This is a genomic window from Candidatus Amarolinea dominans, from assembly GCF_016704685.1.
GTDB classification, from domain to species: domain Bacteria; phylum Chloroflexota; class Anaerolineae; order SSC4; family Amarolineaceae; genus Amarolinea; species Amarolinea dominans.
In genome coordinates this window covers 14,920-31,575 of record NZ_JADIZS010000001.1, presented here as the reverse complement: position 1 = coordinate 31,575, position 16,656 = coordinate 14,920, and the positions used below count along the sequence as shown (strand labels likewise).

General features: G+C 68.2%; 19 protein-coding genes. 13 read left to right on the top strand and 6 right to left on the bottom strand.

The genetic code is table 11. The features are described from left to right. Positions 1–13 precede the first annotated feature (13 nt). From lysW to IPF85_RS00110, 9 genes are all read left to right on the top strand, one after another. Positions 14–184, top strand: coding sequence for a lysine biosynthesis protein LysW (gene lysW / locus IPF85_RS00150; protein WP_343406033.1), 171 nt, complete (start codon positions 14–16; stop codon positions 182–184). 3 nt (positions 185–187) lie between these two features. Then, positions 188–1,081: a lysine biosynthesis protein LysX gene (gene lysX, locus IPF85_RS00145; RefSeq protein ID WP_343406032.1), complete on the top strand. Its 894-nt coding sequence runs from the start codon at positions 188–190 to the stop codon at positions 1,079–1,081. Then, entirely contained in the window at positions 1,078–2,136 is a 1,059-nt protein-coding gene (argC, locus tag IPF85_RS00140; RefSeq protein ID WP_343406031.1) for an N-acetyl-gamma-glutamyl-phosphate reductase, read from the top strand. Before lysX ends, argC begins: the two co-directional genes overlap by 4 nt. A 94-nt stretch (positions 2,137–2,230) precedes the next feature. After that, positions 2,231–3,037, top strand: coding sequence for a [LysW]-aminoadipate kinase (locus tag IPF85_RS00135; protein ID WP_343406030.1), 807 nt, complete (start codon positions 2,231–2,233; stop codon positions 3,035–3,037). Positions 3,038–3,158: 121 nt separating this feature from the next. Then, positions 3,159–4,322: an aspartate aminotransferase family protein gene (locus tag IPF85_RS00130; RefSeq protein WP_343406029.1), complete on the top strand. Its 1,164-nt coding sequence runs from the start codon at positions 3,159–3,161 to the stop codon at positions 4,320–4,322. Positions 4,323–4,663: 341 nt separating this feature from the next. After that, positions 4,664–5,749: a [LysW]-lysine hydrolase gene (locus tag IPF85_RS00125; protein WP_343406028.1), complete on the top strand. Its 1,086-nt coding sequence runs from the start codon at positions 4,664–4,666 to the stop codon at positions 5,747–5,749. A 248-nt stretch (positions 5,750–5,997) separates the two neighbouring features. Continuing rightward, positions 5,998–7,086, top strand: a complete 1,089-nt coding sequence (locus tag IPF85_RS00120; protein WP_343406027.1) for a hypothetical protein — start codon at positions 5,998–6,000, stop codon at positions 7,084–7,086. Further along, a complete protein-coding gene (locus tag IPF85_RS00115; RefSeq protein ID WP_343406026.1) occupies positions 7,007–8,824 on the top strand; it encodes an NB-ARC domain-containing protein in 1,818 nt (605 codons plus the stop codon). The genes IPF85_RS00120 and IPF85_RS00115 overlap by 80 nt, the downstream gene beginning before the upstream one ends. 291 nt (positions 8,825–9,115) lie before the next feature. Beyond that, positions 9,116–9,526 (top strand): hypothetical protein, encoded by a 411-nt coding sequence (locus tag IPF85_RS00110; protein ID WP_343406025.1) that lies wholly within the window; start codon positions 9,116–9,118, stop codon positions 9,524–9,526. Between the two features lie 49 nt (positions 9,527–9,575). On the opposite strand, the gene IPF85_RS00105 is transcribed toward IPF85_RS00110, so the two are convergent. Further along, on the bottom strand, positions 9,576–10,241 hold the full coding sequence (locus IPF85_RS00105; protein WP_343406024.1) for a hypothetical protein: 666 nt from the start codon (positions 10,239–10,241) through the stop codon (positions 9,576–9,578). A gap of 44 nt (positions 10,242–10,285) precedes the next feature. Between IPF85_RS00105 and IPF85_RS00100 the strand changes: the two genes are divergently transcribed. The 3 genes from IPF85_RS00100 to IPF85_RS00090 all read left to right on the top strand — a co-directional run bounded on the left by IPF85_RS00100 (position 10,286) and on the right by IPF85_RS00090 (position 11,374). After that, on the top strand, positions 10,286–10,615 hold the full coding sequence (locus IPF85_RS00100) for a tetratricopeptide repeat protein (RefSeq protein ID WP_343406023.1): 330 nt from the start codon (positions 10,286–10,288) through the stop codon (positions 10,613–10,615). A 49-nt stretch (positions 10,616–10,664) separates the two neighbouring features. Further along, positions 10,665–10,937: a hypothetical protein gene (locus IPF85_RS00095; protein ID WP_343406022.1), complete on the top strand. Its 273-nt coding sequence runs from the start codon at positions 10,665–10,667 to the stop codon at positions 10,935–10,937. 245 nt (positions 10,938–11,182) lie between these two features. Then, a complete protein-coding gene (locus tag IPF85_RS00090) occupies positions 11,183–11,374 on the top strand; it encodes a hypothetical protein (protein WP_343406021.1) in 192 nt (63 codons plus the stop codon). A 23-nt stretch (positions 11,375–11,397) separates the two neighbouring features. Here IPF85_RS00090 and IPF85_RS00085 read toward each other — a convergent pair whose 3' ends face one another. Continuing rightward, on the bottom strand, positions 11,398–11,856 hold the full coding sequence (locus IPF85_RS00085) for a hypothetical protein (RefSeq protein WP_343406020.1): 459 nt from the start codon (positions 11,854–11,856) through the stop codon (positions 11,398–11,400). A gap of 166 nt (positions 11,857–12,022) precedes the next feature. Here IPF85_RS00085 and IPF85_RS00080 point away from each other — a divergent pair, with 166 nt between their 5' ends. Beyond that, entirely contained in the window at positions 12,023–12,511 is a 489-nt protein-coding gene (locus tag IPF85_RS00080; RefSeq protein WP_343406019.1) for a hypothetical protein, read from the top strand. Positions 12,512–12,669: 158 nt separating this feature from the next. Here the strand turns inward: IPF85_RS00080 and tal are convergent, their stop codons facing one another. The 4 genes from tal to IPF85_RS00060 all read right to left on the bottom strand — a co-directional run bounded on the left by tal (position 12,670) and on the right by IPF85_RS00060 (position 16,633). Next, on the bottom strand, positions 12,670–13,779 hold the full coding sequence (gene tal / locus IPF85_RS00075; protein ID WP_343406018.1) for a transaldolase: 1,110 nt from the start codon (positions 13,777–13,779) through the stop codon (positions 12,670–12,672). Between the two features lie 95 nt (positions 13,780–13,874). Then, on the bottom strand, positions 13,875–15,752 hold the full coding sequence (locus tag IPF85_RS00070; RefSeq protein WP_343406017.1) for an ATP-binding protein: 1,878 nt from the start codon (positions 15,750–15,752) through the stop codon (positions 13,875–13,877). Further along, positions 15,709–16,278 (bottom strand): PAS domain-containing protein, encoded by a 570-nt coding sequence (locus IPF85_RS00065; protein ID WP_343406307.1) that lies wholly within the window; start codon positions 16,276–16,278, stop codon positions 15,709–15,711. Before IPF85_RS00065 ends, IPF85_RS00070 begins: the two co-directional genes overlap by 44 nt. Beyond that, positions 16,265–16,633: a hypothetical protein gene (locus tag IPF85_RS00060; protein ID WP_343406016.1), complete on the bottom strand. Its 369-nt coding sequence runs from the start codon at positions 16,631–16,633 to the stop codon at positions 16,265–16,267. Before IPF85_RS00060 ends, IPF85_RS00065 begins: the two co-directional genes overlap by 14 nt. Positions 16,634–16,656: the final 23 nt, after the last annotated feature.

Sequence of the window (16,656 nt, the reverse complement as noted above, 5' to 3'; positions counted from 1 at the left end):
GGAGGATTCCAAGATGAGTAACGTGATGTGTCCTGAGTGCGCCGCGGAGATCGAGATCGGCGGCGATGTGCTGGCCGGGGAGATCGTGCAGTGCCCGGAGTGCGGGGTGGAGCTGGAAGTGCTGAGCGTCAGCCCGTTGACGGTTGACCTGGCGCCGGAAGTCGAAGAGGATTGGGGGGAGTAGGCCATGCGCATCGGTGTGCTGCTGTCACGCGTGCGCGTGGAGGAGAAGCTGATTATCAGCGCCCTGGAGAAACGAGGCATCGGCTATGCGACGATTGACGACCGCGAGGTGATCTTCGAGCTGGGGCGCAACGGCTTTGATTACGATGTGGTGATCGAGCGCTGCATCAATCACAGCCGCGCGCTCTACGCGCTGCGCATCCTGAACGACGCGGGCGTGCCGACGGTCAACACCTTCGAGGTGGCCGACACCTGCGGTAACAAGCTGTTGACCACCAGCGCGCTCTTTCGCTGCGGCGTGCCTTCCCCGCGCACGCTGGTGGCCTTCACGCCCGAATCGGCCTTGCAGGCTATCGAAAGCCTGGGCTACCCGGTGGTGCTGAAGCCGGCCGTCGGCTCCTGGGGCCGTCTGCTGAGCAAGATCAACGATCGCGAGGCGGCCGAGGCGATCCTGGAGCACAAGGAGACCCTCGGCACCTACCACCATTCGATCTTTTACATCCAGGAGTACGTGCGCAAACCGGGCCGCGACATTCGCGCCTTCGTCGTGGGCAACGAGACGATCTGCGCGATCTATCGCCACTCGCCGCACTGGATCACCAACACTGCGCGCGGGGGCCAGGCCAGCGTCTGCCCGGTGACGCCAGAGCTGAACGACCTGTGCGTGCGTGCGGCCACGGCCGTGGGCGGCGGCGTGGTGGCGATTGATGTCTTCGAGGACCCCGACCGCGGTCTGCTCATCAATGAGGTGAACTACACGATGGAGTTCCGCAACTCGATCGAGCCGACGGGCGTGGATATTCCAGGCCGCATCGTAGACTTTGCCCTGGCCGTGGCGCGTGACGGCTGGGCCGCGGCCAACGGCTGGCGCAGCGCCGCGCCCGGGGCGGCCCTGTGAACGGCCGCCTGACGGTCGCGATCCTGGGCGGCTCTGGCTACACCGGCGGCGAACTGCTGCGCCTGCTGCTCGACCACCCGCACGTCGAGGTGACGCAGATCACCTCGGAGCGCCAGGCCGGCCGCTTCGTGCATTTCATGCACCCCAACCTGCGCGGCCGCACCCGTCTGAAGTTCACCGCGGCCAGCGAACTGCAGCCGGTAGATGTGCTCTTCGCCTGCCTGCCGCACGGCGCCGCGCAGCAGCGCATCGAGCAGTGGACCAGCCTGGCTCCGCGCCTCATTGACCTCAGCGCGGACTTCCGCCTGCGCAGCCCGGCGGATTATGTCACCTGGTACGGCCATGAACACGCCGCGCCGGCCTGGCTGGATCGTTTTGTCTACGGCCTGCCGGAGCTGCACCGTGACGCGCTGCGCCAGGCCCGGTACGTCAGCGGCGTCGGCTGCAACGCCACCGCGGCCACCCTGGCCCTGTGGCCGCTGTTCAAGGCTGGCCTGGCCGACCCTGCCCGCGATGTGGTGGTGGAGGTGAAGGTCGGTTCCAGCGAAGGGGGCGCGGAGGCGGGGCCGTCGAGCCATCACCCGGAGCGCGCGGGGGTGGTGCGCAGCTTTGCGCCGACCGGCCATCGCCACACGGCCGAGGTGCGCCAGGCGCTCAGTCTGACCGGCGCCGCGCCGCCCATTCACCTGTCGGTCACCGCGGTGGAGATGGTGCGCGGGGTGTTGGCGACCGGGCATGTCTTTCTCAGGGATCGCAGCCTCGGCGACAAGGAGTTATGGGCCGCGTACCGGGCCGCGTACGGCAAAGAGCCGTTCGTGCGCATCGTCAAGGAGCGCCAGGGGCTGTACCGCTACCCGGAGCCGAAGATCCTGGCCGGCAGCAATTACGTGGATGTGGGCTTCGAGCTGGACCCGGTCAGCGGCCGGGTGGTGGTCCTGGCTGCCCTCGACAACCTGGTGAAGGGCGCGGCCGGCAGCGCCGTGCAGTGCCTCAACCTGATGGCCGGCTGGGACGAGACCGCGGGGTTGGGATTTACAGGGTTGCATCCGGTGTGATTGGAGATCAGAGATTGGAGATCAGAGATCGGGTTTCGTGGAAGAAGGGAGTTTTTCCGGTCTCCGGTCTCCGGTCTTCGTTGAGGATGTGAACATGATTGTCGTGAAAATTGGCGGCGGCAAGGGGTTGAATCTGGCAGGGCTGTGCGAGGATGTGGCGGCGCTGCTGCGAGCCGGACAGCGGTTGGTGCTGGTGCATGGCGGCGCGGAGACGACCGACGAGCTGGCCGCGGCGCTGGGGCATCCGGCGCAGTATGTCACTTCGACTTCGGGCCATGTCAGCCGGCGCACGGATCGGCGCACGCTGGAAATTTTCGAGATGGCCTACTGTGGGCAAATCAACAAGGGGCTGGTCGAACGCCTGCAAGGGCTGGGGGTCAACGCGGTGGGCTTGAGCGGGCTGGACGGCGGGCTGCTGCGCGGGACGCGCAAGGATGTCCTGCGCATCGTAGAGAACGGCCGTCAGAAGGTGCTGCGCGACGACTTCACCGGCAAGGTGGAGCAGGTCAATCGCGGGCTGCTGACCCTGCTGCTGGACAACGGCTACTTCCCGGTGCTGACCCCGCCCGCGCTCAGTTTCAATCATGAGGCGATCAACGTGGACGGCGACCGCGCCGCGGCCGCGGTGGCCGCCGCGCTGCACGCAGATACCCTGATTCTACTGACCAGCGCGCCCGGCCTGCTCGCCCGCTTCCCGGACGAATCGAGCCTGCTCACCAACCTCAGCCTGGCTGACCTGGGAAACGCACATGACTATGCGAAAGGCAAGATGAAGCGCAAGGTGCTGGCCGCGCAAGAGGCGCTGCAGGGCGGAGTTTCCCAGGTCGTCATTGGCGATGGTCGTCGGCCGGAGCCTCTGCGCGCCGCGCTGGCCGGAGAAGGAACGAAAATTGAAGGATGAAGGAGGAAGATTGGAGATCAGAGATCGGAGATCGGGTACGTGGAAGGCGAGTGGTCTCCGGTCTCCGGTCTCAAATCTCCGATCTCCGGGATTGAGGGGGTAATGGGGCATGGGTGAGGGAATGTGGAGCGAAATAGAAAACCGGCACACGAGCGGCTGCTATCCGAAGCGGCCGTTGACGCTGGTGCGTGGGGAAGGGGTGTGGGTGTGGGATGACGCGGGGCGGCGCTACCTGGACTGCACGAGCGGCCAGGGGGTGGCGCTGATCGGTCATGCCCATCCGGCCGTGGCGGCGGCGGTGGCGCAGCAGGCCGCGACGCTCATCACCTGCCCGGAGATTTTCTATAACGACCGGCGGGCGGCGCTGCTGGCGCGGTTGACGGGGCTGGCGCCGGCGGGTCTGACGCGCGCCTTCCTGTGTAACTCCGGCACGGAAGCGGTGGAGGCGGCGCTCAAGTTCGCCCGTCTGCTGACCGGCCGGCCGGGCATCATCGCCATGCAGCGAGGCTTTCATGGGCGCACGTTTGGCAGCCTGAGCGCGACCTGGGAGCCGAAGTACCGCGAGCCGTTCGAGCCGCTGCTGCCGGGCTTCAAGCACGTGCCTTACGACAACCTGGATGCGCTGGCCGCCAGCCTGGATGATCAGACCGCGGCCGTCATCGTGGAACCGGTGCAGGGCGAAGGGGGCGCGCGGCCGCCAAGCCCCGGTTACCTGGCGAGTGTGCAGACGTTATGTCAACATGTCGGCGCGCTGCTAATCGTGGACGAGGTGCAGACCGGCTTCGGGCGCACCGGCCGCTGGTTTGGCTGCCAGCACGATGGGGTGACGCCCGATCTGATGGCGCTGGGCAAGGGGATTGCGGGCGGCGTGCCGATGGGCGCGACGCTGCTGCACGAACGCTTTGGCCCATTGCCCGCGGGCAGTCACGGCTCCACCTTCGGCGGCAACCCCCTGGCCTGCGCAGCGGCCCTAGCGACGCTGGATGTGTTGGAACAGGGCGATCTGCCTGGCCAGGCGGCGGTGCAGGGCGCGTATCTCCTGGAACAATTGCAGACGCGTGTGGCGTCGTTGCCGGTGGTGCGCCAGGTGCGCGGACGCGGTCTGCTGGTCGGCATCGAGCTGCGCACACGGGTCACGCCCACCCTGCAAAGCCTGCAAGCCCTGGGCGTGCTCGCGCTCCCGGCCGGCCCCACGGTCCTGCGGCTGCTGCCGCCCCTGGTCATGACGCCAGCGGAACTGGATCAGGCCGTGGATGCCGTCGCGGCGGCGCTCGGTGGAGATTAGCGGCCTCACCTCAACCCCCGGCCCCTTCTCCTCTCCGCGCGGCGGCCTCACCTCAACCCCCGGCCCCTTCTCCTCTCCGCGCGGCGGCCTCACCTCAACCCCCGGCCCCTCCCCCCCCCCAGAGGAGAAGGGGGGAAGAGGAAGGGGGGAAGAGGAAGGCTGTCGTTCGGTCTCCTGGCCGGACGACGCTGGCAGACATGCTCCAACCTTGCGAAGGCCCGCCGGGTAAGGAGCCTTTGTGGTCGAGATCGGTTACGGCTTGCCCGACGATGTGGGGAGCAGCCAGCCTTCGCAAGGGGAGACGGAGTCCGCATCTGAACTCAAAATGGGGAACTTGCACTATGAACGATACACAGGCTGTCCAACTCCTGCGCGACATGCTCGGCATCGAGAGCCTGTCGGGCGCTGAAGGGCTTCATGCCGATTTCCTGACCGGCCAGATGATAGCCTTTGGCTACACGAAGGCTTGCGTGGACGAGGCCGGCAACGCGGTGGGCGAGATGGGCGATCCCGCGGCGGCGGTCACGATCGTGCTGCTCGGTCATCAGGACACGGTGCCCGGGCGCATTGCCGTGCGCATGGAGGACGGCAGGCTGTTTGGCCGCGGCGCGGTGGATGCCAAAGGCCCGCTCGCGGCGTTCACCGCGGCCGTGGCGCGGATCGGCCCCCGCGCTGGCGTGCGCTTCGTGGTGATCGGCGCGACCGAGGAAGAGGCGGCCAGCAGCAAAGGGGCGCGGCACATCCGCGACCGCTTCCTGGCGGAGGGCATCCCCAGCGCGTGCCTGATCGGTGAGCCGAGCGGCTGGGAGCGGGTGACGTTGGGCTACAAAGGACGCCTGCTGGCCGATCTGCACGTCGCCTGGCCTTGCGGTCACAGCGCGGGCAACCGCCTGGGGGTCAACGAACAGGCCGTACACTGGTGGCAGGGTGTCATTGGCTACACGAAAAACTACAACCAGGAGCGCGAAGGCCCGTTTCGCCAACTGCTGCCCAGCCTGCGCAGCATGGCGAGCGGTTCCGACGGCCTGAGCGAGTGGGCCGACCTGCGCGTCGGTCTGCGCCTGCCGCCAGAGGCCGACATCCCCGGCCTGGAGCGCGAGCTGACCGGGCTGGCGCAGGGGGTCAGCGCGGGGCCGGCCGTGTGCAGCCTGGGCTTCTCCGGCCAGGAGCGCGCCTGGGTGGCCGACAAGAACAGCCCGCTGGTGCGCAGCCTGCTGGCCGGCATCCGCCGGGAAGGCGGCCAGCCCGGCTATCTCCTCAAGACCGGCACCAGCGACATGAACGTCGTCGCCCCGGCCTGGCACTGCCCCATCGCGGCCTACGGCCCCGGCGATGCCAGCCTCGATCACACGCCGGAGGAGCACATCGTCATCGAGGAATACTTGCGTGCGATCCGGGTGCTGGAGAGGGTGTTGGCGGAGATTTGAGACCGGGGATTGGAGACCGGAGATTGGAGATTGGAGATTGGAGATTGGAGACCGGAGACCGGAGACAGGAGACAGGAGACCGGAGACAGGAGACCGGAGACTGGAGACTGGAGACTCGAAAACTCCCTTCTTCCACGAAACTCGATCTCTGATCTCTGATCTCTGATCTCTACCTACACCAACCCCTGTGTTATAATACCCTCATCCCCCGTTCCGCCATCACCGCCGCTGGACGGCAAGGAGCATTCATGCAGCCATCATCGCCTACGAATACCGCCGCAATGGCCGCACCGGGGCAAGCGGAGATCGCGGCGGCGCAGGAACGTTTTCAAGCCTTCATGCACGTGCCAGACCTGGCGGCCATGCTCAGCTTCGCGGTCGGGGAGGATGAGGCCGGCCTGGACGACCTGGAACGCACGGCCGCCGCGCACCTGGCTGCGACCGAGGGGGATGAAGCGACGGCCATCCGTCAACGCCTGGATGGGCTGCGCCGTATCCGCATTGAGGATCTGCCGGCCGCCCGCGTCGTGGCCGCCGCCATGAACGCGATGAGCGCGGACGAGCGGCTGCTGCTGATTTTCGAGACGGCTAGTGAGTCCGCCGGCCTGATGGGGCTGGTGGCGGGCACGGCCGATGAGGATCTCGACCGCTTGGAGGCGGCGGCCGAGGCCAGGATCGCGGCCGTCAGCGGCGAGGAGGCCGCGGATTTGGGCCGCCGGTTGTATGCCTTGCGCGCCTGGCGCGCGGCCGCACAGGCGGCCCGTCGCACACTGGCCCCGTTGGGCGACGAGGGCGGACGAGCGCTGGTCGCCCGCCTGATCGCCTGGATCCAGACGCCCGACTGGCCGGCGTCGCAAGCCTTCCTCACCGACCACGCGGGCGAACTGGTGGGCGAGCAGGGCGCGGCCGTGCTGGCCCTGCTGCGCATGAATAACCCCGACAACCGCGACATCGAGCAGCACATCGGCCTGCTGGCGGCCTGCCGGCGTTTGGGCATCGAGGCGGCGTGCAAGTTCAACCGGCAACGCGGCCGGCAGCAGGCGCAGGAGCAGGCGCTGGAACGGCTGCAGCACAGCCCGCTCGGCCAGGCGGTGAGCGAGTTCGTGGAGGCGGAGGACGATGAGGCTGCGGCGCTGCTGCAAAGCCAGAACCTGCTCATCACGACCGACGCCCGCGAGACCCTGCAACTGCTGCTGGATGTGACACGCCAGGCGGGCGACGCGCAGGCCGAGGCGCGCATCGCCGCGGCTGGCGCTGGTGCAAGAAGCGCGGCTGGCCCGCCATGCGCGCGCAGCTCCGCCGTCTTCCCAGGGGGCGCAGATTGCACTTGGCCGTGAGGCGCCCCCTGGGCTGCAAGCCCTGGCGACCGACGGCGAGCAGATCAAGTACCTAGTCGTCAGCGCCCAAAACTGCACCATCGGCGACAACGGCATCACCATCAATCAGTTCGGCGTGGTGCCGTTGCAGTGGCGCCGCCCTGAGGAATTCCAGCGCAATCTGACCGAGAACGCCGTGGGCCGCCGCGCGGAGTTGGCCGACCTACGCCGCGCGCTGGAAACCGCGGGCAGCACAGCCGTGATCGGCAAGGGCGTAGATCGCGGGGTCAGCGGTGCGCTGCACGGACTGCCCGGCGTGGGCAAGAGCACCCTTGCCGCCATGTACGCCGAAGCGTACGCCGCGGATTACCCTGGCGGTGTGCTCTGGCTGCGGCTCACGCCCGACATGACCACGGCCGAAAGCGTCGGGCCGGAGTTGAGCCGGGTGGCCGCCTACGCGTACAGCATGGACGTGCAGGCCTACCGCCTGTTCGTGGCTGCCCAGCAACTTCCCGGCGCCAACCCGGCCGCCGCTCTGGCCGGCGCCCACTTTGCCCCGGAGATCGTGCGCGGCCTGCTGGCCGACCACGGCCGCCTGTTGTTGGTGGCCGACAACGTCTGGGAGCGCGCGGCACTGACGCCCATTCGCGCGGCTCTGCCGATTGATGCTCACCTGCTGGTGACGACGCGTGACGAACGTGTGGCCCGGGATGTGGGGCGACCCATGGAACTGGACGTGCTCAGCGTGCCGGATGCCCTGGGGCTGGTTGCTCAGGTCATTCCCGATCTCTCCCCGGCCCTGGCCGGCCGCCTGGCGCAGGCCGTGGGCCGCCACCCGCTGGCGCTGGAGATTGCCGTCGGCGACCTGGCCAGCCACGGCCCGGACGAATGGGCCGGCCTTGTGGCGCGCTTGGAAGCAGACATGACCCTGGGGCTGGCGCTGGACGGCGCGCCGCTGGACGATGACCTGACGCGCGTGCGGCGGCTGGAGATCGTCCTGCGCTACAGCTACGACGCGCTGGGGCGCGCGCCGGACGGTGCAACCCTTCAGCGCCACTTCCGCGCCGTGGGCTGTCTGGCCTACGAGGCCAACTTCGCCACCGATGCGGCCGCAGCGTTCTGGGAAGAGAACGAGGTCGCGGCCCAGGCGCAGTTGAACATTTTTGCCGCCCGCTCATTGCTGCGCCGGCAAGCGGGCGGGCGCTGGCGGCAGCACGCCATCCTGCGCGGCTTCGCCCTGCAACAGCAAGGTGCGACCGAGCGCGACCGCTGGCCCGAGCGCCACGCCCGCCACTACCTGGCCGCCATGGCCGCAGCCGACGACGCCCAACGTTACTACATCATGGCGCCTGACCTGCCCAACCTGCGTCACGCCTTCACCTGGGCGCTGCAGGAGAGCCTGGACACGGCCCAGGCCTTGTTGAGTAACTGCGCCGACCTGCTGCGTAGCCAGAACCTGGGCGCCGAGTATCTGCGCTGGGCGGACCGGGTGTTGGCGCAGGCGCAGCACAGCGGCAGCCCACGCGCCCTGGGGCAGGCACTGCTGAGTCGCGGCAACGCCTTGCAGGCCGCGGCCACCCTGGTCGTCGGCGAAGACCGCGGCGCCCGCCTGCGCCAGGCCCTGGCCGCCTACGACGAAGCCCTGCACATGCGGCGCGACGTGCCCCTCGACTACGCGACGACCCAGAACAACCGGGCGGTTCTGCTGCGTGATTTGGCGAGCTTGCCCGGCGAACCGCCGCGCCGCCTGGCCGCCTAGAAGCCCGCCTGCCGTGCCCCCCGCCCCCGAAACGGGCTAATCTGCTGAGTGATTTGGCGAGCTTGCCCGGCGAAGACCGCGGCGCCCGCCTGCGCCAGGCCCTGGCCGCCTACGACGAAGCCCTGCATGCGGCGCGACGTGCCCCTGACTGCGCCGACCCAGAACAACCGGGCAATCTGCTGCGTGATTTGGCCAGCTGCCCGGCGAAGACCCCCGCCAGGCCCTGGCCGCCTAGACCCCGACGCGGCCGCCCCTCGCCGCGACCCGACAACCGGGCTACTGCTGAGTGATTTGGCGAGCTTGCCCGGCGAAGACCGCGGCGCCCGCCTGCGCCAGGCCCTGGCCGCCTACGACGAAGCCCTGCACATGCGGCGCGACGTGCCCCTCGACTACGCTCAGACCCAGAACAACCGGGCGGTTCTGCTGAGTGATTTGGCGAGCTTGCCCGGCGAAGACCGCGGCGCCCGCCTGCGCCAGGCCCTGGCCGCCTACGACGAAGCCCTGCACATGCGGCGCGACGTGCCCCTCGACTACGCGACGACCCAGAACAACCGGGCGGTTCTGCTGCGTGATTTGGCGAGCTTGCCCGGCGAAGACCGCGGCGCCCGCCTGCGCCAGGCCCTGGCCGCCTACGACGAAGCCCTGCACATGCGGCTGCCCCTGCCTCGCGACCCAGAACAACCGGGCGGTTCTGCTGCGTGATTTGCGAGCTTGCCCGGCGAACCGCGCGCCCGCCCCCGGCCCTGGCCGCCTACGACGAAGCCCTGCACATGCGGCGGACGTGCCCCTCGACTACGCCAGACCCAGAACAACCGGGCGGTTCTGCTGGTGATGGCGCGCGGCCCGCCGCGCAGCGCCGGTGCCCCAACGGGCGGTTCTGCTGAGTGATTTGGCGAGCTTGCCCGGCGAAGACCGCGGCGCCCGCCTGCGCCAGGCCCTGGCCGCCTACGACGAAGCCCTGCACATGCGGCGCGACGTGCCCCTCGACTACGCTCAGACCCAGAACAACCGGGCGGTTCTGCTGAGTGATTTGGCGAGCTTGCCCGGCGAAGACCGCGGCGCCCGCCTGCGCCAGGCCCTGGCCGCCGCCGCGGACGCCGTGCAGCTGTTCGAGGTCTATCAACACGTCCAGTATCTGGAAATCGGCCGCGCGGTGTTGACCGCCATCACCGCGGCTATTGAGATGGACGCAGCCGCCCAGGATCCGCTGGCACTGGCCCTCTCCGCCCTGCGGGAGGTTGACTCCGACCAGGCCCTGGCCCAGGCCCTGGCCGACCACCCCGTCCTGCACGAGGCGCAGGCGCTGTTTGCCCTGGCCGGCCAGATCAGCCAGGCCCTGGCCGATCAAGAGCGTGAGACCGTGACCCGGCTGGCGATTTTGCTGGTCGTGCTGATGGAGAGCTACAATCAAGCTCATGGTGAGCAGATTGATGTCCGATCCCACACCGCGGTGATTGACCTGTGCGGCTGGCCATTCCCCTGGCCGGCCAGGTCGATGCTGGCCTGGCGACCGGGTTGCGCCAGCAGGCCGGCCGGGCCTGCAACGTCCTGGGCAATCACCACGCCGATGACACAGACGCCAATGATCCGGAGCAGGCGATCGCGGCCTACAGTCGCGGCCTCGCCTTCGATCCAACCAACGCCATGCTGCTGCGCAACCGCGCCGGCGTGCAGATCGAGCAGGGCGATTTCACCGCGGCGCAGGCTGATATCGAAGCCGCGGCCGCGCTGGAGCCGGACGCGCCGCGCCTGGCCGCTCTGCGCCGCGATCTGGCCGCCGCGCAAGGCTAGACTTCCGCAGTCTGTACATTCGCAGCTTGCATACCCAGAGGAGGAAGCGATGTCCACAGCCCAAACCCTCGCCGCCGCGGACCAACCGACGCCGCGTCTGACGCGCGCCGAGGCCCTTCTCTTCCGCGATCGCTGGCAAGCGGTGGCGGAGTTCGAAGCCCAGGAACGCCGCGCGGCGCCGCTCGATCTGCTTTGGCAGCAGACTGAAGCGATCTGGGATTTTGCATCGCTGATGGGCTGGCTGGTCCGTGGGGCTGACACGCAGGCCGAGCTCGGCCGCGTACGCGCCCGCTGGACCAAACTAAAGGAGAGTCTGCCATGACTACATCCGCGACAGTCCGACCCTTGATGAACGCCCTGGCTGCAGTGCAACTGGTCCTGGATGCGTGGTCGCAACAAGGCGTGATCATCCCCCCCCCCCCCCCGCCCCCCCCCCCCCCCCCGCGGGGCCCCCCCCCCCCCCGCCGCCCGGCGCGGGGGGGGCGCGCCCCCCCGCCGGGGGCCGGCCGGCCCGCCCCCGGGCCCGGGCCCGCCGGCCCCGCCGCCGGGCCCCCCCGGATGAAAGCCGTGGCGCACCGCCGCCAAGATATGGAAGATATCCAGGCGGTGATCGAACGTCATCCCAATCTGGACCGCCAGCGGATTCGACTGTGGGTGCAGCAATTTGCCGAGGTCCTGGAGGCGCCCGAACTGTGGACCGACATCGCCGGCTGGCTGGAATCCAAGCCCGCGCCGCGCTCGCGCAGGAAACGCGTATGAACGTAGTGCTTGCCTGTAAGCGTTCAGACCCTCACCCCTCTCCTGACGACCGGCCCCCCCGCGTGCTTTCCCGACGGGAGGGGGCCAGACGGGTGCCTCACCCCCCCTCCCGACGAAGCTCGCGGGAGAGGGGCCGGGGGCCGCCCCCTCTCCGCGTGCTTTTCCACGACGGGAGAGGGGGCCAGGGGTGAGGCATGAACGTTATGCTTGCCTTTGCATCCGTTGATGGTCAGGACGCCGCGGCGCGTCTGACCGCCCTGCTGACCACCCTGGGCGTCGCCGTGGTTGAACCCGGCCCTGACGCCGCGTCCGCGCCGGTGATCGCGCTGCTGACGCCGGCCGCGCTGCGCGATCACCGGGTGCTGCGCCACCTGGGAGGACCACGCGGCGCGGGCCAGCCGGTCCTTCTTCCCCTGGCCGCACCGGCGCCGGCCGACTTCCCCGCGCCCGCTGACCTGGCGCGCATCATCGAGTGGCTGCACGCGCCGGCGCCGGCAGCCGGGTCCAAGTATCGAATCCACATCGGCCAGGCGACCAACACCATCATCGGCGACAACGGCATGATGGTCAATGTCTTTGGCGCGGGCGGGTCAGCCGTGGAAACCGCGCACCTGGTGACCGCGCGCCGCACAGCAGCCCGGTGCGCCGATGAGCGCCGCGGAACTGCGCGGTTTGTTGGCCCAGGTGCAGGCGCAGGTGCAGCAGGTGGACGCCACGTTGCGCCAGGGCTTCGGCGCCGTGCTGATGCGCTTCGACCTGAGCGAACAGCGCATCATCGGCCCGATCCTGGCGCGCCTCGACGAGCAGCACGCCGCCGAGGTCGCCGCGCTGCTCGATCTGCTCGACGCCGCGACGTTGACGCATGATGAGTTGGCTTATTGGCTGGCTCCGGTCAGCGCGGCCCTGCTGGAGTTCAAGCAAGAGGCTGTCCACATCCAGGATCAACCGCTGCTGGCGAGCGTGCGTCAGACCGCTGACCTGATCGAGGCGCCGGGCCTCGATGTCAAACACAAGCTCAAGCTCACCATCCCCATCATCCCCCTGCTGCTCGACTACGAAGGCGAATTCGAGTTCAACACGAAAATGAACCTGGAAAGCGCCTGGCAAGCCCTCAAGCGTCTCGTGACGCGGCGCTGAACTGCACCGCCAGATAATAAGACCGACCTGGACAGGATGAACAGGATGTACAGGATGAACAGGATGTTCGTTTGGTGGTGGGGAGAACAATCGGCGCGCAGAGCCACCTATCCTGTCAATCCTGTACATCCTGTCTGAATTCCAGGCAGACCCAGCAGTTACCCCGTGAAGGCATTTTCAACGAGCAGCCTGGCGGCTCGTTTCCACCGCGGCCAGCAGGGCGGTGAACGCGTCCGCGGGGACTTGACGCCCTCGTCCTCAAGCTCGTCCGTCACTGCGTCCATCACGATCCCCAGCGCCTGCAGTTCGGCCAGGGTCTGGCGGGCGGCGTCCAGGTCTTCTTCCAGGCTGGCGGGCCGCACCCGGCCGTGATCCAGCAGCGCGGCCAGGGTCTGCGGCGGCATGGTGTTGACCGTCTGCGGGCCGACCAACTCCACGACGTAAAGCACATCGCTGTAGGCCGGGTTCTTGGCGCCGGTGGATGCCCACAGCGGGCGCTGCACACGGCCGCCCCGGGCCTCGAGGGTCTGGAAGCGCTCGGCGGCGAAGACCTCCTTGAAGTCGGCATAGGCCAGGCGGGCATTGGCAATCGCGGCCTTTCCACGCAGGTGAGCGTCCTGGTCGCGCAGGCGGGCATCTATCTTGCTGTCCACGCGTGAGACGAAGAACGACGCCACCGAGCTGATCGAGTCGAGCGGCAGCCCTGCGGCCACGCGCTGCTCCAGGCCCTGCAAGTAGGCGTCCATCACCTCGGCATAGCGGGTGCGGGAGAAGATCAGGGTGACATTGACGTTGATGCCCGCGGCAATCGCGGCGCTGATTGCGGGCAGGCCGGCCTTCGTGGCGGGGATTTTCACCATCAGGTTGGGGCGGTCCACGCGCTGCCAAAGCTGCCTGGCCTCCGCCAGCGTGGCGTCCGTCTCATGCGCCAGATACGGGCTGACTTCCAGGCTGACGAAGCCATCTCCCTTGCCGCTCTGGTCGTACAGCGGGCGAAACAGATCTGCGGCGGTCTGGATGTCCGCGATCGCAAGCTGCCAGAAGATCTCCTGCGCGCTGAGGCCGGCCTTTGCCAGCGGGAGCAGCCCGTCCGCGTAGTCGGCCGATTTCGTGATCGCGTTCATGAAGATCGTCGGGTTGGAGGTCACGCCGCGAATCTCCTCGCGGGCGATCATGCCGGCCATGACACCATTGTCCAGCAAGCCGCGCTGGATGTTGTCGTACCATACCGACTGGCCCGCGGCATGGAGTGCTTGCGATGCGTTCATGTTCTTCTCCTGATAGGGGGATGGGGGGATGGGGGAATGGCGGTCTTATCATTCAGTGGCGCCGGCCGCCGCGCAGAATCTGCCGGATTTCGTAACTACTCAGCCATCCGTGGAGCCGGACTCTCCAACGCCTGCGCCAACAGCCGCTTCAGGTCATCCAAATCCGGCGGTTTGAGAAGCCAGCCGGCCAGGCCCTGCGTCTTCAACCCCACCAGCTCGCCCTCCAGCGGATACCCGCTCAGTATCACCACCGGCATGGTCAGCTCGCGCGCCCGCATGGCCCGCAAGAGCGCCTCACCGCCCATCACCGGCATCATCAGGTCGCTGAGCACCAGCGCAATCGTGTCGCCACGCGTCGCCAGCACGGCCAGCGCCTCTACGCCGTTGCCCGCGCTGGTCACGCGATAGCCCATCATCTCCAGAATGTCGGACATGGCGTCCAGCAGCACATCGTTATCTTCCACGATCAGGATCAACTGCGCGTCGCCGCCGGCCGCCGCGGCTGGAGCTGGCGCGGGGTTTTGCGCGGGCGCGGCCTCTGCCACGGCTGGCAGGTAGATGGTGAAGGTGGTCCCCTGGCCCACGGCTGAGTCCACCGTGATCTCGCCGTTGTGCTGCTTGACGATGCCGTGGACCTGCGCCAGCCCCAGGCCGGTGCCCTGGCCGCGCGGCTTGGTGGTGAAGAACGGCTCGAAGAGGTGCGCCTGCGTTTCGGGCGCGATCCCCGTGCCGCTGTCCGTCACCGCCAGCCGCACCCAGGGGCCGGCCGGCAGGTCGGGCCGCGGGGCCGTCTCTTGCTGCGCCAGGGTCAGGCGCAGCGTGCCGCCCGCGGGCATGGCGTCGCGCGCGTTGACCGCCAGATTCATCAGCATCTGTTGCAGCCGCGTAGGATCGGCCAGCACCACGTACTCGCCCGGCTCGCACACCAGGGTCACTTCGATTGACTCAGGCAGAGTGCGGGCCAACAGCTTGACCTGCTCCTTCAGCAACGGCCCCAGGTCGAGCGGCCGCCGTTCCAGCACCGCGCGGCGGCTGAAGTCGAGGAGCTGCTGGATCAGCCGCGTAGCGTGGCTGGTCTGCTCGCTGATGATAGCCAGGCGCTCACGCTCGCGCTCGGCCAGGCCAGGGGCACGGGCGATCAGCGGCGCCTGCAGCGCGATGATCGCCAGGATGTTGTTGAAGTCGTGGGCGATGCCGGCCGCCAATTGGCCGACGGCGGCCAGCCGTTCCTGCTGTTGGAGCTGATCGCGGAGGTCGCGCGCCTGCGTTACATCGTTGATGACCAGTACCCAATGTCCCGCCGCAGGGCTGTTCGCGCTGACCGATCGGGCGATGGCCTCGAAGATGTGCCGGCCCACCCGGACTTCGTGCCACGGCCCGCCGCGCTCCGCGGCAGCGAACAGCTCGGCCAGGGGCAGGTCGCCCAGGTGGGTGAGCCGCTCGCCGACGGCCGCGCCGGCCAGCGTCACCAGATCGCGCACACCCGCCGGGTTCGCCAGCAGCACCTGGCCGTCGGCGTCCAGCAGCAGCACGCCTTCGGGCACGGTGTCCATGATCTGGGCGATCTGTTCGGCCTGGGCCTGCACCTGCGCCAGCAGCCGTTCCCGCTCGGCCTCCGCCTGCTTGCGCTCGGTGATGTCGCGCACGATGGACACATACAAGTCGCCTTGGGCGCTTTCGATGCACGCGACGCTGACTTCGATGGGGATGCGCCGCCCACTGCGATGGAGATTCAGGCTTTCGAACGCGACATGCCCGTGACGCGCCAGTTCGTTTCTGACGACGTTGCCGGATTGTCCGCGCACTTCCGGCGCTTGCAGGTCCGAAACGCGCATCGTGAGCAGTTCCTCGCGGCTGTAGCCCGTCAGCTCGCCCATGCGCGGATTGACCTGGAGGATTTGGTCATCGGCGTTATCCACGTGGATGGCGTCATTGGCGCGCTCGAAGATGGCGCAGGCGCGCCTCGTTCTCACGCAGCGCCTCCTCCGCCCGCTTGCGCTCGGTGATGTCATGGCCGATGCCGATCAGGCCGATCACCTGGCCGGCGCGGTCGCGCAGCGGCGCCTTGGAAGTCAATTGCCAGCCCTGGCTGCCATCCGGCAGGATGAAGCGCTCTTCGCGATTGAGCACGGGCTGGCCCGTCTGGATGACATGCTGATCATCGGCGTCGAAGGTTGCGGCCAAGTCAGGGGGAAAGACCTCGAAGTCGGTCTTGCCCAGCGCCTCCGCCGCCGAGGCGACGCCCATTTTGCGGATGTCAGCCGGATTGGCCAGGGTCTTACGGCCGGCGAGGTCCTTCACGTAAACCGAGTCGGGCAGGTTGTCCACCAGGGTGCGCAGCAGCGACCGCTCGGTCGTCATCGCTTCCTCCACCCGCTTGCGTTCGGTGATGTCCTGCGCCGCGCCAAAAATGCGGGTTACCTTTTGCCGCGTCGTCCCACACCGGGCGCATAATCGCGCAACCAGCGCGTCTCGCCGCCGCGCGTCACGAAAACGCATTTCCGTCACGTCCGCCTTTCCTGCCGCCGCGCTGGAAATGCTCAGTCGCAATTGGCAGATCTTCCGGCAGGACGATGCTGAAGAGTCCGCCGCGCGCTTGATTTTCCTCTAACGAGTAACCAAACATGGAGGTGAATGATTCGGTCAGCCATTCGCCCCGCGGGGTTCCGTCCGGCCGGATGCGGAGCTCGTACGCGTAATCCGAGACAAGTTCGGTCAACAGGCGAAAACGCGTCTCGGATTCTCGCAACGCCTCCTCCGCGCGCTTGCGCTCGTGGATCGGCGCTTCCTCGCACGCAAAGGTACGCCACGGCAATGGCTGCATGGCGGCGAACCATCGGCCGGATTCGACCACGTAGTCCAGCGTGGGGCCTTCAT

Excerpts from the sequence above, each read along its gene's own strand:
- IPF85_RS00065 (WP_343406307.1), bottom strand. The coding sequence starts at position 16,278 with ATGCGTTTTCGTGACGCGCGGCGGCGAGACGCGCTGGTTGCGCGATTA.
- lysX (WP_343406032.1), top strand. The coding sequence starts at position 188 with ATGCGCATCGGTGTGCTGCTGTCACGCGTGCGCGTGGAGGAGAAGCTG.
- IPF85_RS00130 (WP_343406029.1), top strand. The coding sequence starts at position 3,159 with ATGTGGAGCGAAATAGAAAACCGGCACACGAGCGGCTGCTATCCGAAG.
- IPF85_RS00080 (WP_343406019.1), top strand. The coding sequence starts at position 12,023 with ATGAGCGCCGCGGAACTGCGCGGTTTGTTGGCCCAGGTGCAGGCGCAG.
- IPF85_RS00120 (WP_343406027.1), top strand. The coding sequence starts at position 5,998 with ATGCAGCCATCATCGCCTACGAATACCGCCGCAATGGCCGCACCGGGG.
- IPF85_RS00105 (WP_343406024.1), bottom strand. The coding sequence starts at position 10,241 with ATGAGCTTGATTGTAGCTCTCCATCAGCACGACCAGCAAAATCGCCAG.
- tal (WP_343406018.1), bottom strand. The coding sequence starts at position 13,779 with ATGAACGCATCGCAAGCACTCCATGCCGCGGGCCAGTCGGTATGGTAC.
- lysW (WP_343406033.1), top strand. The coding sequence starts at position 14 with ATGAGTAACGTGATGTGTCCTGAGTGCGCCGCGGAGATCGAGATCGGC.
- IPF85_RS00095 (WP_343406022.1), top strand. The coding sequence starts at position 10,665 with ATGTCCACAGCCCAAACCCTCGCCGCCGCGGACCAACCGACGCCGCGT.
- IPF85_RS00125 (WP_343406028.1), top strand. The coding sequence starts at position 4,664 with ATGAACGATACACAGGCTGTCCAACTCCTGCGCGACATGCTCGGCATC.
- IPF85_RS00135 (WP_343406030.1), top strand. The coding sequence starts at position 2,231 with ATGATTGTCGTGAAAATTGGCGGCGGCAAGGGGTTGAATCTGGCAGGG.